This is a genomic window from Pseudobutyrivibrio ruminis DSM 9787 (assembly GCF_900218035.1).
GTDB lineage: Bacteria > Bacillota > Clostridia > Lachnospirales > Lachnospiraceae > Pseudobutyrivibrio > Pseudobutyrivibrio ruminis.
Genome location: NZ_OBMR01000012.1, coordinates 35,519 through 53,268, shown reverse-complemented (window position 1 = coordinate 53,268; position 17,750 = coordinate 35,519). Strand labels below are relative to the sequence as shown.

Annotated in this window: 13 protein-coding genes and 1 riboswitch; of the genes, 8 read left to right on the top strand and 5 right to left on the bottom strand. The window is 39.9% G+C overall.

The window, feature by feature from the left end:
• The first annotated feature begins 44 nt into the window (after positions 1 to 44).
• The gene (locus CRN97_RS14170) at positions 45 to 212 is read left to right on the top strand and encodes a hypothetical protein (protein ID WP_167541227.1); all 168 of its coding nucleotides are present in this window, start codon (positions 45 to 47) and stop codon (positions 210 to 212) included.
• Between the two features lie 34 nt (positions 213 to 246).
• On the opposite strand, the gene CRN97_RS11980 is transcribed toward CRN97_RS14170, so the two are convergent.
• The 5 genes from CRN97_RS11980 to CRN97_RS11960 all read right to left on the bottom strand — a co-directional run bounded on the left by CRN97_RS11980 (position 247) and on the right by CRN97_RS11960 (position 5,229).
• On the bottom strand, positions 247 to 624 hold the full coding sequence (locus tag CRN97_RS11980) for a thioesterase family protein (RefSeq protein WP_097077044.1): 378 nt from the start codon (positions 622 to 624) through the stop codon (positions 247 to 249).
• Between the two features lie 760 nt (positions 625 to 1,384).
• Positions 1,385 to 2,191, bottom strand: coding sequence for an ABC transporter ATP-binding protein (locus CRN97_RS11975; RefSeq protein WP_097077043.1), 807 nt, complete (start codon positions 2,189 to 2,191; stop codon positions 1,385 to 1,387).
• Entirely contained in the window at positions 2,191 to 3,183 is a 993-nt protein-coding gene (locus tag CRN97_RS11970; protein ID WP_097077042.1) for a FecCD family ABC transporter permease, read from the bottom strand. The genes CRN97_RS11975 and CRN97_RS11970 overlap by 1 nt, the downstream gene beginning before the upstream one ends.
• Entirely contained in the window at positions 3,180 to 4,178 is a 999-nt protein-coding gene (locus tag CRN97_RS11965; protein WP_097077041.1) for a FecCD family ABC transporter permease, read from the bottom strand. The genes CRN97_RS11970 and CRN97_RS11965 overlap by 4 nt, the downstream gene beginning before the upstream one ends.
• Complete coding sequence (locus CRN97_RS11960) at positions 4,171 to 5,229, bottom strand: iron-siderophore ABC transporter substrate-binding protein (protein WP_097077040.1); 1,059 nt, start codon at positions 5,227 to 5,229, stop codon at positions 4,171 to 4,173. The genes CRN97_RS11965 and CRN97_RS11960 overlap by 8 nt, the downstream gene beginning before the upstream one ends.
• 207 nt (positions 5,230 to 5,436) lie before the next feature.
• Between CRN97_RS11960 and argS the strand changes: the two genes are divergently transcribed.
• The 7 genes from argS to CRN97_RS11925 all read left to right on the top strand — a co-directional run bounded on the left by argS (position 5,437) and on the right by CRN97_RS11925 (position 17,749).
• Positions 5,437 to 7,197, top strand: coding sequence for an arginine--tRNA ligase (gene argS / locus CRN97_RS11955; protein WP_097077039.1), 1,761 nt, complete (start codon positions 5,437 to 5,439; stop codon positions 7,195 to 7,197).
• Positions 7,197 to 8,531 carry an RsmB/NOP family class I SAM-dependent RNA methyltransferase gene (locus tag CRN97_RS11950; RefSeq protein ID WP_097077038.1) on the top strand — a complete coding sequence of 445 codons (1,335 nt, stop codon included), beginning with the start codon at positions 7,197 to 7,199 and terminating at the stop codon, positions 8,529 to 8,531. The genes argS and CRN97_RS11950 overlap by 1 nt, the downstream gene beginning before the upstream one ends.
• Positions 8,521 to 9,387 carry a YitT family protein gene (locus CRN97_RS11945; RefSeq protein WP_074789312.1) on the top strand — a complete coding sequence of 289 codons (867 nt, stop codon included), beginning with the start codon at positions 8,521 to 8,523 and terminating at the stop codon, positions 9,385 to 9,387. The genes CRN97_RS11950 and CRN97_RS11945 overlap by 11 nt, the downstream gene beginning before the upstream one ends.
• Positions 9,387 to 11,951, top strand: coding sequence for a translation factor GTPase family protein (locus tag CRN97_RS11940; protein WP_097077037.1), 2,565 nt, complete (start codon positions 9,387 to 9,389; stop codon positions 11,949 to 11,951). Before CRN97_RS11945 ends, CRN97_RS11940 begins: the two co-directional genes overlap by 1 nt.
• A gap of 111 nt (positions 11,952 to 12,062) precedes the next feature.
• Positions 12,063 to 14,222: an EAL domain-containing protein gene (locus CRN97_RS11935; RefSeq protein WP_097077036.1), complete on the top strand. Its 2,160-nt coding sequence runs from the start codon at positions 12,063 to 12,065 to the stop codon at positions 14,220 to 14,222.
• A gap of 50 nt (positions 14,223 to 14,272) precedes the next feature.
• Positions 14,273 to 14,458: riboswitch (cobalamin riboswitch) on the top strand.
• A gap of 156 nt (positions 14,459 to 14,614) precedes the next feature.
• The gene (locus CRN97_RS11930; protein WP_097077035.1) at positions 14,615 to 16,210 is read left to right on the top strand and encodes a sirohydrochlorin cobaltochelatase; all 1,596 of its coding nucleotides are present in this window, start codon (positions 14,615 to 14,617) and stop codon (positions 16,208 to 16,210) included.
• Positions 16,211 to 16,216: 6 nt separating this feature from the next.
• Positions 16,217 to 17,749 carry an ABC transporter substrate-binding protein gene (locus CRN97_RS11925; protein WP_097077034.1) on the top strand — a complete coding sequence of 511 codons (1,533 nt, stop codon included), beginning with the start codon at positions 16,217 to 16,219 and terminating at the stop codon, positions 17,747 to 17,749.
• The last annotated feature ends 1 nt before the right edge of the window (position 17,750 follow it).

The following is a 17,750-nucleotide window of genomic DNA, read 5'->3' as shown; positions in this document are numbered from 1 at the left end:
AGGCAATATGCTATCATAGAGTATATCAGTGGGAGGTGCTTATTATGGCAGATAAAAAAGAAGGTACATTTGTAGTACATGTTAATAAATGCGAAAACGACACATGGCAGGGTCAGGTCACATGGGCTGACCGGGACGAAAAGCTTAGCTTCCGCAGTGCCATGGAATTAATGTCAATCATTGATGCTGCTTTAAATGCAGACGAAGAATAAAACTAACGGCTAGCCATCTGGCTAGCCGTTTTTATTACTTATTTGCCTTTGCAAGGAACTTTTCGTTATTGATGATAAATCTCTCATGAGTACCCATACCCACAACACCACTTTCATCTGAACATACAACCTCAAAAGAAAGCTTACGGCCATCAATCTCAATAAGAGTAGCCTCACAAATAATAGTTTTGCCAATAGCAGATGGTGCCATATGACTAACATCTACCTTTGTTCCTACAGTACCCAGGCCTTCCTCAAGCTCTGGCTGAACCATTTTCCAGCAAGTCTCCTCCATAAGAGCAATCATTGCAGGCGTTGCAAACACATCAAGAGCTCCACTAGTAAAAGCCTTCGCAGTATTATCAATCGTCACAACCGTCTCAGCGGTATTCTTCATCCCAATTTCCAACATAGTATAAGTCCTTTCCCTACGAATATAATTTCGCAACCTCCACTATAATACCACATATCACGCCCCGCAAACCTACTATTTACACATTTTTATAGTTTTTGTGTAGGGTCTGCCCCTCTAGATTTGTCCCGGCCCGCCCCGCCCGCAGCGCTGCCGCCCTCACTACAGGGGTATCATTTGAGCAGATTTTTGGATTACCTTAATGTGTAAAGTCGCCCATATGTAGGTGTACTTACGAAGCTTTTACTATTCGAAGGTAATGTATGGGTGGGACGGACAATGTAGTTTATATAATCATCTAGTCTTAACTAGTCTTTGTATTATTACTTTTGCTACTACATTCACTAAGTAAAACTTAAAAAGAGATATTTGTATGTATTGGCACCGTGGCACATTCAACATCGTGTTTCAAGTGACCACTGCTGCCGCCGTCCTAGCGGCAGCTGCCTATCCATATCAAATATCTCTTTTTGTTTTACTAAGTTCATTCCAAAGCAAATAGTAATAAATACAAAGCTAGTTTAAGACTGATGATTACTAAGTGTAGTGTTTGTCCGTCTCCACCCATACCTTACCGATAGAATTGTAAAACTTTGTAAGAACACCTACTAATAAATATGGGCGACTACACATTTAGATAATCCAAAATCTGTGACGTACCCCTGTAGTGAGGGCGGCAGCGCTGCGGGCGGGGCGGGCCACGGGTGGCTTAGAGGGGCAGACCCTACTACTATGTATGGTAAATGTGTAAATAGTAGGTTTAGGACCTCTGTAGGTTGTCGTGGGCGCTTATTGGGATTACGAAGGGGCTTAGGGACATTGGGTCTTCGATTACCACGCTGTCGATGCCGTATATTTGCTTGACGGAATCGGTGGTGATGATTTCGTTTGGGGTGCCTTCAGCTAAAAGCTTTCCGTTTTTCATTGCGAAAATGTAGTCGGCATATTTTGAGGATAGGTTTATGTCGTGGAGAACCATTACGATGGTGGTTTTCTTTGTACGGTTAAGTTCCTTTAGTAGGTCCAGGATTTCTATTTGGTAGGCGATGTCTAGGTATGTGGTAGGTTCGTCTAGAAATAGAATGTCGGTTTGCTGGGCTAGGGCAAGGGCGATAAAAACGCGTTGGCGTTGGCCGCCGGATAGTTCATCTACAGTTCTGTCTGCAAGCTCGGTGATTTTCATGGCAGCCATTGCTTCGTCGATGGCTTCGTAGTCTTCGCAGGTAAGTGGAGACATGAATTTACGATGGGGATAGCGGCCTCTTGATACAAGCTCTGCAACCTTAATGCCTTCTGGAGCGATTAGTGACTGTGGTAGAAGACCGATGGTTTTGGCTATATCTTTGGTTTTTATGCAGAGAAGAGAGGTATCGTTTAATGTGACACTTCCACTGTTTGGTATTAAGAGTCTGCAGAAAGTCTTTAAAAGAGTTGATTTTCCGCTTCCGTTTGAACCAAGTATAACGCTTATTTTGTTTTCTGGGATATGGATGCTGACATCGTTTAGAATGTTGCCATTTCCATATCCAACCTTTATATTGTTGGCTTTTAAAGTGTTGTGTTCCATTAAATGTTTCCTTTCTTATTCTGAGAAATAAGCAAATATATTAGGTATGGTGCACCTAAAATGCCGGTGATTACACCAACGGGATATCTTGTGTTTAGCAGGTTTTGTCCTATGAAATCTCCCCCAAGTACAAGTATTGCTCCAATAAGTCCAGAGGAGATGATGTTGGATTGATTTCTGCCACATACTTTTGCAGCTATGGGACCTGATAAAAATGCAATTGATGCGATTGGTCCAGAAATAGATGTAGCAAAGGCGATTAAAAGCACGGAGCAGATTATTAATGTTGTGCGCACTAAATTGATACGTACTCCAAGGATAATTGCTACCTGGTCACCTAACGCCAGTGACTGCATGCCGTGGCGAAGAGCTATTATTGATAGAAGACAAACTACAACTACTATAAATAATAGTGGAAGAGAGTCCGTTACTATTCCGTTGAGATTTCCGGTCATCCATCTCATTGCTGTTGGTACATCGTATTCGGCAGCTTTCATTACCATCCAATTAACGATGGCTGTAAAAAAGGCCTGAAATCCAATTCCAACAAGAACAAGTCTGCTAGTTGAAAAGCTTCCTACATAAGAGATTCTGTAAATCAATATGGCTACTAATATTCCCGCAAATACTGAAATGATAGAAACGATATTTCTATTTAGATTAAGGAAAAGAATGCAGTATACTGCGGCGGCTGTGGAACCTGATGAAACTCCGATGATATCTGGGCTTGCCAATGGATTGTTTAATAGAGTTTGGAATATATTGCCTGCAACGCCAAAAGCAATTCCGCAAAGTATAGCGGTAATTGTTCTAGGTAATCTCAGTTTTGCAATAATATATGAACCTTCATCACTGAGTCCAAGGATAGTTTTTATTACCTGATCTAGCGAATAATTCTTTTCACCAATGGATAGATTACAAAAGGCTAGTACCAATGTAATGGCAAATAGAATACAAAGGATAAATATGTATTTTCTTCGTCGCTTTATCATAGACTTTGTACCTTGGCCTTTCTGATAATAAATATGAAAACAGGGGCACCAATTAATGCAGTCATAATTCCAGATTCCAGTTCTCCTGGACGACCAAGAATTCTTCCAAGCACGTCTGAAATGATAAGTACTGAGCTTCCGTAGATGCCACTGCATATAATAAGTGGAATATGATTACTTCCTACAATCATGCGAATAAAATGGGGAACCATTAAACCTATAAAGCTTATTGGACCTGCCAATGCTGTGGTTGTTGCACATAAAAGAACACCACAAATAGCGGCAATTGCTCGGGTTCTATTAACATTGAGGCCAAGGGCGATGGCCGTTTCCTCGGATAATAGTAGAGTATTTAAATTGCCGGAAAAGCATAAGCTTACTATTATTGCAAGAATGGTGATAGGAAGAATAAGTTTGATGTCATCATAATTAGTTCCACCTATGCTTCCTATTTGCCAAAATCTGTATGTAGTCATTACGCTGGAATCTGGCATAACTATAAGGCTGATGATGGAAGATAGGGCGATGCTTGTTGCAGAGCCTGAAATTGCAAGCTTCATAGGGGTTGGTCCACCATAGCCTACAGATGCAAGCTTGTACACTACTAGGGCTGTAAGCATTGCGCCAGCAAAGGAAAGTCCAATGTAGGAAATCTTTGACTGGATGTTAAAAAATGCGATGCCTGCAACTATAAATAAAGACGCACCTGCATTTACGCCTAAAATACTAGGGTCTGCTATAGGATTTCTTGTAATAGACTGCATTAATACACCGGAAATGCTTAAAGAAGCTCCAGCAATGATTCCAAATAGAGTTCTGGGAATTCGCGTTTGAACAATATTTACTTCGTATACATCGGTATTGCGTCCTAAAACTGCATCCCAAACATGGGATAAACCTACGGACTTTGTGCCGTAGGTTATAGAAAGTGCTATCGCAATAAATAGGATTACAATACCTAAAACAGTTATTGATATAGCTTTATTTTTATTCATTAATATTATTTGCTGCCTCACTTAATAATGAAAGATAATCATCGATTGCATATGGTATAGAAAGAATTGATGGAGTAGTTGCTGCTGCAAGAGCGCTATTTGAATCAAGTAATACAACAGCACCATTTTTTACTGCTGGAATCTGACTCATAAGAGCGTCAGCCTGCATTGCCTCAAGAAGACCTTCATCTCCATAAACAATCATAATATCTACATCGTTCAATAAATCGCTGTTCTCGCGTGAGATAGTTACAGAAAAGTCTTCACTTGTCTCAGCAAGAGAAAGGATACTTTCAGGTGTTTCTAAGCCTAAGTCGTTAAGATATGATGCTCTAGGATCATTTGGAAGATAAGCATAGAATGTGCTCATATCATCCTGTGAAATCCAGAAGAAGCCTGCTGTTTTTCCTTCAAGCTCTGGATACTGCTCAAGCTTTTCTGAAATTAAAGCATCTGTTTCTTCAACAAGCTTTTCACCCTCAGCCTTCATGCCGATAGCTGTTGCATTTACAATAGTTTGATCTCTCCAGTTTGTTTTCCATGCAGTTTCGATGTAAGGAACTACAGGGGCAATCTCTGAAAGGAGATTGTATTCTTCCTCAGTAAAGCCTGAGTAAGAAGCAATGATAACGTCTGGTTCAGCTGCTGCAATAGCTTCATAATCCCAGCCTGTTTCATCGTCAAATACATTAGGATTTGTTTCACCTAATTCAGAAAAGGCCTCATCTGTCCAAAGGTGAAGTTTGTTGTCTGTCATAAGACCATAGTTTGCTGCAGAAACACCAACTGGAACAACACCGAGAGCTAAGATTGCATCCTGATTGGCCCAAGAAAGTGTAACGACTCTTTCTGGCTTTGATTCAATAGTTGTCTCACCGAATGCATGCTCAATGGTGATTGGGAAAGCTGAATCATCCCCAGTTACTTCAGTGTTTGCTGAGTTAGCAGAACTTGTATCTGAAGTTGTAGCTGTATCAGTGCTGCCACATCCTACAAGAGCAGTGCTAAATACAGAAACAGCTGCTATAAGTGATAATAATTTTTTTCTCATAATAAAAAATCCGCCTGTTGTAAATTGAGAAGAGTTAGCAAAAGCTAACTGCGTGCTACTATATCACGCGCGAATTAGTTATGTCAAACTAAAATTTGATAATGATAATATTTATCAGTTCGGCCTAATTATTCATCCAATTGTATGCATAAATAGTTTGTGGTATAATTGAACACCGCAAGATTAAGATTATATACGGAGGACGAGATGAAAGAGATTCTTGGACAAATAAAAGAAGTCGTCATCGCCGGTTTTAAAGCAGCTGGTTACGATGAAAAATATGCAATGGTAACACTTTCAAACAGACCTGACCTTTGCCAGTTTCAGTGTAATGGAGCAATGGCAGCAGCAAAGGAGTACAAAAAGGCTCCTATTGCAATCGCTAACGAAGTAGTTGAAAAGTTAGCTGATAATGCAATGTTTTCTAAGTGCGAGGCATGTCCTCCAGGATTTATAAATATGAACCTTTCTGATGAGTTTATTGCTTCATTTGTTAGCGGTATGGCATCAGATTCAGAGCGTTTTGGTGTTGATAAGGTAGCTACACCAAAGAAGGTTATGATTGATTACGGCGGACCAAACGTTGCTAAGCCACTTCACGTTGGTCACCTTCGTTCAGCAATCATCGGTGAGTCTATTAAGCGTACAGCTCGCTTCATGGGCGATGAAGTTTACGGTGACGTTCATCTTGGAGACTGGGGGCTTCAGATGGGACTTATCATCACAGAATTAAAGCTTCGCAAGCCAGAGCTTGTTTATTTTGATGAAAGCTTTGAGGGAGAATACCCTACAGAAGCACCTTTCACTATTTCAGAGCTTGAGGAGATTTATCCATGTGCTTCTGGAAAGTCAAAGGAAGATCCAGCATACAAAGAGGCTGCTATGACAGCTACATATGAGCTTCAGCATGGCAGAAGAGGCTATCAGGCACTTCTTTCTCACATTCTTAATGTTTCAGTTACAGACCTTAAGAGAAACTATGAAAAGCTTGATGTTACATTTGATCTTTGGAAGGGCGAAAGCGATGCTCAGCCTTACATCCCTGATATGGTTCAGAAGATGAAGGATGATGGCTTTGCTTACATTTCAGAGGGCGCTTTAGTAGTAGACGTTAAAGAAGAAACAGATACAAAAGAAGTTCCACCATGTATGATTCTTAAATCAGATGGTGCATCTCTTTACAATACAACAGACCTTGCAACAATGGTATGGCGTATGAAGGATTACAATCCAGATTCAATCATCTACGTAGTAGATAAGCGTCAGGAGCTTTACTTCACACAGGTATTCCGTTGTGCAAAGAAGACAGGCATTGTTCCAGCAGATAAAAACCTTTATTTCGTAGGTTTTGGTACAATGAACGGCAAGGACGGTAAGCCATTCAAGACACGTCAGGGTGGCGTTATGAGACTTGAGTATCTTCTTCAGGAAGTAGAAGAGAAGATGCTTGAGAAGATCAAAGAGAATGGTACAATGGATGATGAACAGGCAGCAAAGACAGCATCAGTTGTTGCTCTTTCTGCTGTTAAATATGGTGACCTTTCAAACCAGGCTTCAAAGGATTACATCTTTGATATAGACAGATTCACATCTGCTGAGGGTAACACAGGCCCATATATCCTTTACACAATCGTTCGTTGCAAGTCTATTCTTGCTAAGGCTGGAATTGACAGTGTTGATGGCGATATCTTGCCAGCTCACTCAGAGTCAGAGAGAGGTTTACAGCTTGAGCTTACAAAGTTCATGGCAGCCCTTACATCTGCTTACGAGGACATGGCACCACACAAGATTTGTGCATACATCTATGATTTAGCTAATGCATTCAATAGATTCTATCACGATACAAAGATTTTAGCTGAGGAGGATGCAGCTGTTAAGGCTAGCTATCTCAAGCTTCTCATGCTTACAAGAGGAGTTCTTGAGAAGTCAATCGATCTTCTTGGCTTCAAAGCACCGGAGCGTATGTAATGTCTGATCAAACATTTTTACCAATTGATTTCGTTAATCGCATGGAGCAGGACTTAGGTCCTGACTTCCATGCGTTTTTACGTTCTTATGATGAGAACAAAATATCAGCCCTTAGATTTAATCCAATAAAGGCAGACGATGCAGCAAAGGATGCCATTAGTCATATGCTGACAGGCTCAGTAGATTGGAGCCCGAATGGATACTATTATGATGAGGACCAAAGACCAGGTCTTCATCCTTATCATAGTGCTGGAGTTTACTATATTCAGGATGCTTCTGCACAGCTTCCAGTAGAGATGCTTTCGCCAAATCCAGGGGATTTCTGCCTGGATTTGTGTGCTGCGCCTGGTGGTAAATCTACCCAGATTGCAGGATATCTCGATGGACAGGGGATTCTTGTTTCCAACGAGCCTATGAAAAATCGTGCAAAGATTCTTTCTGAAAATGTTGAGCGTCTCGGCATCAAAAACTGCATTGTCACATCTGAATATCCGGACAAGCTTGCAGAGCGTTTTGTTGAATATTTTGACAAGATTATGGTGGATGCACCTTGTTCCGGAGAGGGCATGTTTAGAAAGAATCATGATGCTTGTAGCGAATGGTCACTTGAGTCTGTTGAAATGTGTGCTGCAAGACAGGCAGAGATTCTAGATAGAGCGTACGAGATGCTTATCCCTGGTGGAAGAATGTGCTATAGCACATGTACTTTTGCTAGATTAGAGGATGAAGAAGCTGTTGCGGCTTTCATTTCAAGACATCCAGACATGAAGCTAATCAAGGAACAGCGTTTATGGCCTCATCAGGTAAAGGGTGAGGGGCATTATGCAGCCTTACTTGAAAAGTCAGATGCTGATAATCGATATGAAGAATGTAAAGATAACAGAGAAACCTATTCCTTAAAGAAAATTAATGATAAAATATTAAATGACTATTTAATATTCATTAAAGAGACTATGACAAATCCAAAGGAGTGGAGAGGCAACCTGCTATTACTTAACGATTTGCTTTATATGTTGCCAGAGGACTGTCCGGATTTTGATGGTCTTCATGTATTAAGAGGAGGCTTGTTCTTAGGTACATTAAAAAAGAACCGCTTCGAGCCTAGCCATGCTTTGGCTTTGGCGCTTAAGCCATCAGAGGTGACTAGCAGTCATAACTTATCATCAGATAGTGCCGAAATCGATGCATATCTTACAGGTCAATCTATCAGATGTGATGTAAAGGATGGATGGACTCTTATTACAGTTGATGGATATTCAATTGGGTGGGGAAAGGCTGTAAAAGGCCAAATCAAAAATCATTATCCGAAAGGACTTCGTAGGTATGATACATAAAATATACATGCACAAACAGGATATTTATGAGTATGTAATGTTTACAATAGCAGCTGCTGTTATGGTTATTGGAATTTACTTTTTTAAATTCCCAAATCATTTTTCATTTGGTGGTGTCAGCGGTATTTCTATTGTGCTGGCTGCACTATTGCCACATACTCCAGGAAATATCAACCTGGTTATCAATATCTTTTTGTTAGTGCTTGGTTTCTTTGTTTTCGGAAAAGAATTTGGAATCAAAACAACATACATCACTTTGCTTGTTTCTATAGGACCAAGCCTTCTTGAAAAGATTCATCCAATGGATGGCCCACTTACTGACGAGCCAGTATTGGAGCTTATGTTTGCAATTGCCTTGCCTGCATTTGCATCTGCTATTTTCTTTAATTTAGGTGCATCTTCTGGTGGAACAGATATAGTTGCAATGATTCTTAAAAAATATACAAGCATAAATATTGGAACGGCATTGTTCTTATCAGATGTATTTATTGTTATTTGCGCTTGTTTCGTATTTAATATTCAAACAGGTTTATTTTCATGTGTAGGCTTATTAGCTAAGTCTTTAGTTGTTGATGAGACAATCGAAAATATTAACCTGGTAAAATACTTTACAATCATTTGTTCAAATCCAGATCCAATTGTAAAATATATTACAGAGGAGCTAGGAAAGGGCGCTACCATTTACAAGGCGGAGGGCGCTTATGGTCATCAGGAAAAGACTATCATTCTAACTATTCTTAAAAGACAGCAGGCTGTTGATCTTAAGAACTACATTAGAAGAAATCATCCTGGTGCATTTATTGCAATTACAAATAGTAGCGAGATTATAGGTAAAGGCTTTAGAGGGTATAACTAATGAATACAACATGGGGAATACTTGCACATGTTGATGCAGGTAAGACAACATTATCGGAGGCGGTTCTTTACAACGCAGGAGTTTTGGCGTCCACCGGTCGAGTAGACAAGGGGGACGCCTTTTTAGATACTGATCAGCAGGAGAAAAATAGAGGGATAACTATCTTTTCGAAGCCTGCTGTTTTTGACGTGGAAGGGGGAAGTATTACACTTCTTGATACTCCAGGTCACGTGGATTTTGCAACTGAAACTGAGCGTGCTATTTGGGCGCTGGATTTTGCAATTCTTCTTGTAAGCGGCACCGATGGTGTTCAGGCACATACAAAGACTCTCTTCGATTTACTTTCTAAGAACAAAGTTCCAACAATCATTTTTATTAACAAGATGGATATGCCTTCTGTGGAGGCAGATTCTCTACTTCCAAATCTCAAAGAAAAGCTTAGTGGCAACTGCGTTCTTCTTTCAAATCACGAGGATATTGCTGCAGAAGATGAAGGGGCAATGGAAGAGTTTTTTGAGACAGGTGAGCTTTCTGATTATCGTATTTACGATATGATTATATCAAGGAAAATCTTCCCTGTTTTAACTGGCTCAGCCCTTAAGGATTCAGGCGTAAAAGAGCTTCTGGATTTTATGAAAAAGCTAAGTAAGTATTCAGGAGAGAAAAAGAAAAAGGGAACTGAATTTGGTGCAAGAATATATAAAATCGAAAGTCTCGCACGAGATACAAGACTTACTTTTGCTAAGATTACTTCTGGAAGCTTAAAGGTTAAGAACACACTTCCAAATGGTGAGAAGGTTGACCAGATAAGGCTTTATTCCGGGGCTAAGTATACTCAGATAGATGAGGCAAAGGCTGGTGATGTGGTTGCATTAATCGGCCCTAAGGCTACATTTGCCGGCGAAGGAATGGGAGTGGAGGATAATAGGCCAGAGCTGACCTTAAATCCAGTATTGAAATATACACTTAATTTTACAGATGATACTGTGCCTCGTCTTGCATATCCAAAGCTTAGTGCATTTAACGATGAGGACCCATCTCTTAATGTTAGCTGGAATGATAAGCTGGAGGAGATAACCTTCAATTTGATGGGGGAAGTTCAAACAGAAATCATTCTCACTAGAATAGAAAATGAGCTTGGCATCAAGGGCGAGTTTGTTGAATCAGGCGTGTTATACAAGGAGACTGTTGCAGATAAGGTGGAAGGTGTAGGACATTTTGAGCCACTTCGTCATTATGCAGAGGCCCATATTTTGATGGAACCGTTAGAGCCAGGCAGTGGTATCCAGGTGGATGCAGATGTTTCTACTGATGATCTGGCGCTCAATTGGCAAAGACTTATAACTACCCATATTCTTGAAAAGGAACATTTGGGCGTATCAATTGGGGCGCCGCTTACAGATGTAAAGTTTACAGTTGTTGGTGGTAGAGCCCATATCAAACATACCGAAGGTGGAGACTTTAGAGAGGCTACCTATCGAGCAATCAGACAGGGCCTTATGGAGGTTGGAACAACTATCCTGGAGCCATATTTTAATTTTGAAATCAGCGTTCCGTCAGAACAAATCGGAAGAGTAATGACTGATGTGGAAAATATGAAGGGTTCCTTTGAGGTGCCAGAGGATAATGGAGGTCTTAGCATTATCAGAGGAAATGCACCAGCATCTCAGATTAGAAACTATCAGTCTGTTCTTGTGACATTTACAAAAGGACAAGGTCACATCAACCTTACATTTGCCGGATATTCAGCATGCAAAAATCCAGATGAGGTAATGGAAGCCTACGGATATGATCCAGAAGCAGATATAGATAATCCTGCTTCTTCTGTATTTTGCTCCCACGGGGCAGCTGAAGTTGTTCCATGGTATGAAGTGAAGGATAGATGCCATGTACCTTGCAGACAGGAAAAAAACAACTCAGCCCAGGATGATGAAATTCCTATTAATTCTAAGCGAATGAATCACAGCGAAGACGAATGGCTTGATCCAGATGAAATAGACAAAATACTTCAGCTCGCCACCCACAGTAATCAGGGTAAAAATCCTAAAAAGGGTTGGCATTATGGAGAAAGCACAAGACCAAGAAGAGTTGATTCAGATTACGTATACAAAGCGCCAAAGGAGATAAAGGCCAGGGATAAGTATCTGCTTGTAGATGGATACAATCTTATCTACGCTTGGCCGGAATTAAAGGAAGTGCTTGATGTCAATTTGGACGGAGCACGAGGAAAGCTACTTGATATCCTTAGCAATTACAAAGCGATGACAGACTACAATGTAATTGCAGTTTTTGATGCCTACAGAGTGAAAGGCCATGAGGTGACAGCATCTGATTATTTGAACATTCATCAGGTGTTTACAGCAGAGGCTCAGACCGCCGATGCATACATAGAGAGATTCACCCATGAACATGGTAAAAAATACGATATCACAGTTGTAACCTCTGACGGTTTAGAGCAGGTAATTATCAGAGGCGCAGGGGCAAGGTTGATATCTTCTCGAGAGTTTATAGAAGAGGTGGAAAGAAAGGCCAAAGAGCTTCGAGAAAACTACGACATAAAATAATAGTTTACAAGAGGAATAAGTATCATTTTTAACAATTAATTCATATTCTTTATTTATAATCGATGTATTGATGAGGCATAAGTATCTAAACTATCAGTTGGAGGGTGAAAAATGACTAGATATCAGTTTCAGGATACAGAGAGAAAGGCACTTGAGAAACTTAATATTCCTCTTGTAATCTACCAGCTTATAGATAAAAGAGTTGTGACAATCCTTGTTACAGATGGAATGTGTAAGCTTATGGGAGATTCCCGAGAAAATATTACCAAGTTATTCGACGAAGATATGTATCGGGATACACATCCAGATGATAAGGCAAGGGTTGCAGATGCCGCATTGAAATTCGCCATGGGCGGAGATAAATTCGATTGTGTTTACAGGACACTTTCACATCTCATTAATGATTATGTAATTATACATTCTCACGGTGAGCATTTCGTAACAGAGGATGGGACTATGCTTTCCAGTACCATATATATGGTGGAAGGTATGGGCGAAGATTTTGAAAATCCCCTTACAGAAAAATTAGCTTCAAATTTCAAAGACATGATGTCAAAGGAAAGTCTGATAAGAGATAATTTTTATGATACTCTTACAGGCTTACCAAACATGTCATATTTCCTTGCTTTGGCAGATGCAGGCAAGCAGGCAATATTAGATGAGGGCAAAACTCCTGGTATAGTTTTCTTTGACTTTACCGGTATGAAATATTTCAACGAGAAGTTTGGACTCAAGGAGGGGGACAACCTACTAAGTGCATTTGGTGATATTTTAAGAAAGTATTTCTCAAATGAAAATTGTGGAAGAATGGGTTCTGACCATTTTGCTGTGTTTACACAGATGGAAGAAATTGAAGCTACACTTCAGAACATTTTCAAAGATATGAAGCGGGCAAATGATGGCAAAACTTTGCCAGTACATGTAGGTATTTACTCCATGGCATTTGAGGATGTTCCAGCTAGCAGCGCTTGTGACAGAGCAAAGATTGTAAGCGACAAGGAAAAAGGGGCTTACCTTTCAAAGTATGCTTTTTACGATGAGAACACACATGTTGTTGCTTCTCACTATGAATATGTAATTAATACCTTTGAAAAGGCTATAAGAGAAGGATGGATTCAGCCTTATTATCAGCAGATTATGAGATCTGTAAATGGCAGAGTATGCGACGAGGAAGCGTTGGCGCGCTGGATTGACCCTGCTAGAGGAATTATTCCACCTAATCATTTTATTTATGTTCTGGAAGATGCAAAGCTTATTCATAAACTTGATTTATACATATTGGAATGCGTATTAAGAGATTTGGAAGATGTTGTTAAGAAGGGATTCCAGATAGTTCCTGTTTCTATCAATCTCTCTAAGTATGATTTTGAATTATGCGATATTGTAGATGAAATAAAAAAGAGAGTAGAAGCTTCAACTATTTCATCAGAGATGATTACCATAGAAATTACAGAGAGCGTCTCTACATTGGACGAGGAATTCGTTTCTGAGCAGATTAGAAGATTCCACGATGCAGGTTTTAAGGTTTGGATGGATGATTTCGGTAGCGGATATTCATCCTTAAATATGTTGCAAAAATTTGATTTTGATTTAATCAAGCTAGATATGCGTTTTATGCGTGAGTTTGGTATGTCCAAGAAAAATCATGTCATAGTAAAAGAGCTTATCCAAATGATTACAAAGCTTGGTCTTGATACAATTGTAGAAGGTGTAGAAACTATAGAGCAGGTGAAGTTTTTACGTGAAGTGGGATGCAGCAAGATGCAGGGATTTTACTTTGCAAAGCCAATTCCACTTGATGAATGGTATACGATTTATGGCGCCAGAGTGGGCAATGTCATAGAAGTATTTGAGGAAAGCGATTACTATGCAACAGTTGGTAAAGTCAATATTGTAGAACCAGTTGTCAATGAAGATTACAACTGGGATAGTAATGAGTTTTTCGGTCAGATTCCTACCGGTGTAGTAGAAATAAGAGAGGATAGCACTTACATTCTTAGATACAACCGCAACTTTGCAAAGTTCCTTATGAAGACAGGATATCTTGATGAAGTAGATTTAGGAAATGCTATGATTCAGCAGAAAAAGGAACCTACAAAGGATTTTATGGATGCAGTGGAAAGATGCAATAATATCGACAAGTGGGTTCATATAGAAAATATGCAGGATGAGGATTATTACACCAGCTTCTTTATCAGAAAAATAGCAGTCAACCCAATTCATGGATATACGGCTTATGAAGTGGCCATTTTATCAATCGCAAAGGACTGATGGAGGTTTGACACTCCAATATAAATGTGGTATTTTCTTTAAGAAATTTATATCGTTCATAGGATTTAGGTGCCCATAGTATTTAGGTACGTATGGGTGAAAAGGGAATCTGGTGAGAATCCAGAGCGAAGCCGTCACTGTGTTAGGGAGTTCGCTTTCATATCACTGAGTATTCTTGGGAAGAGAAAGCGTGCGATGATCGAAGTCAGGAGACCTGCCTATTTCTTGTAATTATGATTTGCGGGACTCGAATCATTATTCGCATGAATCCGAGAGGCTAATTGCCTCATGTTTTTGTGCTTTGATTGATTAGAGACTGCCGTTGGCAGTCTTTTTATTTTCGTGAGTTTCCTTGCAAGTTATTAATTGGAACGGTTTTATAGGAGGAAATCATGAAAAAGAGAAGTTTACAGATTTTAGCACTTTTCATGTCAGCAGCATTTGTATTTGCTGCATGTGGCAAGACTGCTGATGTAGCTGAAACTACAGAGGAAAGTGTAGAGACAGAGGAGATTGATGATCAGGTGGCAGCAGATAATGTAGCAGCACTTATTGATGCAATTTATGTTCAGGAAAGAACAGATGAGACAGATGCGGGGTGTACAGCTGCAAAGGAAGCATGGGACGCTCTTACCGATGCTCAGAAGGAGCTTGTAGAAGGTGAGTATGCAGACCCAGATTACTTTGGTAGAGATACAGGTGATGCTTCAAAGGATGATCCTTTAAACCAGGATGATATTGGTGAGAATGAAATCCTTGTTGTAAGCTTTGGTACTTCATTTAATGATAGTCGTGTTGCTGATATCGGTGGAGTTGAAAAGGCAATTGCGGCAGCATATCCTGATTGGTCAGTAAGACGTGCGTTTACAGCACAGATTATTATCAACCACATTCAGGCTCGCGATAATGAAAAGATTGATAATGTAGAACAGGCTCTTGAAAGAGCAGTTGCAAATGGTGTTAAGAACCTTGTTGTTCAACCAACACATTTGATGCACGGCGCTGAGTATGATGAATTAACAGCAGCAGTTGAAGAATATGCTGATAAGTTTGAATCTGTAAAGATTGCTGAGCCACTGCTTGGTGAAGTAGGAGCAGATGCTACAGAAGTAAATGCAGATAAGGAAACAGTTGCAAAGGCTATTACAGCTGAGGCAGTTGCTGATGGTGGTTTCGAAAGCAGAGAAGCAGCAGCTGAAGATGGTGTTGCATTTGTATTCATGGGACACGGTACAAGCCACACTGCAAAGGTTACATACAGCCAGATGCAGACACAGATGGATAAGCTTGGCTATGAAAACGTATTTATCGGTACTGTAGAGGGTGAGCCAGAAGAGACTTCTTGCGAGAACATCATCGCTGCAGTTAAGGAAGCTGGTTATACAAAGGTTGTTCTTCGTCCACTTATGGTTGTTGCTGGTGACCATGCAAACAACGATATGGCTGGTGATGATGAGGATTCATGGAAGTCAATGTTTGAGGCAGATGGTTCATTTGAATCAATCGATTGCCAGATTGCAGGACTTGGTGAAATCGCAGATGTTCAGGCTATCTACGTTCAGCACACATCTGATGCAACAGGTGTTGAGCCAACAGAAGCAGCAAGCACAGACGAGCTTAAGGAAGGCGAGACATATCTTGCTGACTTTACAACAGACAGCAGCATGTTTCATGTAAATGAAGCTGAAAATGGCAAGGGCGAGCTTACAGTTAAGAATGGTAAGATGTCTATCCATGTATCATTAGTTTCAAAGAAAATTGTTAACCTTTATCTTGGAACAGCTGCAGATGCAGAAAAGGACGAAGCAAATTGGCTTCAGCCAACAGAGGATGAGGTAACATACTCAGATGGAACAACAGAAACAGTTTATGGTTTTGATGTTCCTGTAGAAGCATTAGATAAGGAATTTGATTTAGCATTATTAGGAGAAAGTGGAAGCTGGTATGACCATAAGGTTTCAGTTTCAAATCCTGAATTAGCAGAATAATAATTTATGAAAAAGAGATTCATTTTTGCTGCAGCGCTGGCTATTAATTTAACAGCCTGCAGCTTTTTTAATAGTAACGAAATAGAAAATAAAACAAATGAGATTACAGATGGTGAGTATAGTTGTAATGTTACACTTACAGGTGGTAGTGGAAAGGCTACGGTAGAATCGCCAGCCACAGTTTTAGTGGAGGGTGAGGAAAAGACTGTCCAATTGGTATGGTCAAGCTCAAACTATGACTATATGCTGGTTGATGATGTTAAATATGATAATGAGGCAGCGGTAGATGAGAATTCCGTATTTACCATACCATTCTCGGAATTTGATGAGCCTTTTATTGTAATCGGTGACACTACAGCTATGAGCACTCCTCATGAGATAGAGTATAAAATGACTGTTTATGCTCCTGGTGAAGAGGTGGAAGGTGGAACAAAAGAATCCACAGATACTAAAGGGGATTCGGATGATTCCTATAGCTTAGGTAATCTTAAATTCAAAGAATCATTAGCACTAGAATACGCTAAGGATTTTACAGTCGATTATTATACAGATGATAACAATGCAGAGTATGCATTTATAACTATTACAGGAGCAAGTGTTAATCAGTATTTCTTGAGACCACTGGAAGGCGCTGATATGAATCTAGATGGGTTATCAGATAACATTCAGGTTCTTTCTGATATTGATAAAACATATCTTGTTTCCACATCAGTAATGGATTTGATAGTTAATACAGACAGCCTTGATAGCATAAAGTTTTCGGGCACTGATTCAAAGGATTGGTACATAGATGAGGCTGCGTCTGCTATTAAAGCAGGTGATATTTTATATGCAGGAAAGTATTCTGCTCCTGATTATGAATTACTTGTATCAGATGGTTGCAATTTTGCCATAGAAAACACTATGATTTACCACAATCCGGAAGTAAAGGAGAAGCTTGAAAGCCTGGGAATTCCGGTTATGGTTGAAACCTCCAGCTATGAGACATCTCCTCTAGGAAGACTTGAGTGGATTAAGCTGTATGGCGTGTTGTATGGCAAGCTTGATGTTGCAACAGAGGTATTCGATGCTCAGGTTGCACGTACAAAGGCTGTTATGGATATGGAAGAGACAGGACTTACAGTGGCATTCTTTTCTGTAAATTCTAATGGTCAGATTACAGTTAGAAAAAATGGTGATTATATTTCTTCCATGATAGATATGGCAGGGGCTACGTATGTACCGGAGAATCTTGCTGATTCAGAAGATGCTTTATCTACTATTAAGATTTCAATGGAAGATTTTTATATTGGAGCAGTAGACGCGGATATACTTATTTATAACAGCACAATAGAAGGTGAGCTTGAAAGTGTAGATGATTTAGTAGAATCGGCACCATCCATAGCAGATTTCAAAGCTGTGAAGAATAAAAATGTTTATTGTTTAAGAGAAGGCTATTTCCAAAAGACCACAAGTGTGGCAGAATTTATAGAGGAACTGCATTTAATACTTACAGATTCCTACAAATCGGGAGAATGTTTTTACAAACTGAAGGAGTAGC

Coding starts and splice junctions, on each gene's coding strand:
- CRN97_RS14170 (WP_167541227.1), top strand. CDS start 45: ATGGCAGATAAAAAAGAAGGTACATTTGTAGTACATGTTAATAAATGC.
- CRN97_RS11980 (WP_097077044.1), bottom strand. CDS start 624: ATGTTGGAAATTGGGATGAAGAATACCGCTGAGACGGTTGTGACGATT.
- CRN97_RS11975 (WP_097077043.1), bottom strand. CDS start 2,191: ATGGAACACAACACTTTAAAAGCCAACAATATAAAGGTTGGATATGGA.
- CRN97_RS11970 (WP_097077042.1), bottom strand. CDS start 3,183: ATGATAAAGCGACGAAGAAAATACATATTTATCCTTTGTATTCTATTT.
- CRN97_RS11965 (WP_097077041.1), bottom strand. CDS start 4,178: ATGAATAAAAATAAAGCTATATCAATAACTGTTTTAGGTATTGTAATC.
- CRN97_RS11960 (WP_097077040.1), bottom strand. CDS start 5,229: ATGAGAAAAAAATTATTATCACTTATAGCAGCTGTTTCTGTATTTAGC.
- argS (WP_097077039.1), top strand. CDS start 5,437: ATGAAAGAGATTCTTGGACAAATAAAAGAAGTCGTCATCGCCGGTTTT.
- CRN97_RS11950 (WP_097077038.1), top strand. CDS start 7,197: ATGTCTGATCAAACATTTTTACCAATTGATTTCGTTAATCGCATGGAG.
- CRN97_RS11945 (WP_074789312.1), top strand. CDS start 8,521: ATGATACATAAAATATACATGCACAAACAGGATATTTATGAGTATGTA.
- CRN97_RS11940 (WP_097077037.1), top strand. CDS start 9,387: ATGAATACAACATGGGGAATACTTGCACATGTTGATGCAGGTAAGACA.
- CRN97_RS11935 (WP_097077036.1), top strand. CDS start 12,063: ATGACTAGATATCAGTTTCAGGATACAGAGAGAAAGGCACTTGAGAAA.
- CRN97_RS11930 (WP_097077035.1), top strand. CDS start 14,615: ATGAAAAAGAGAAGTTTACAGATTTTAGCACTTTTCATGTCAGCAGCA.
- CRN97_RS11925 (WP_097077034.1), top strand. CDS start 16,217: ATGAAAAAGAGATTCATTTTTGCTGCAGCGCTGGCTATTAATTTAACA.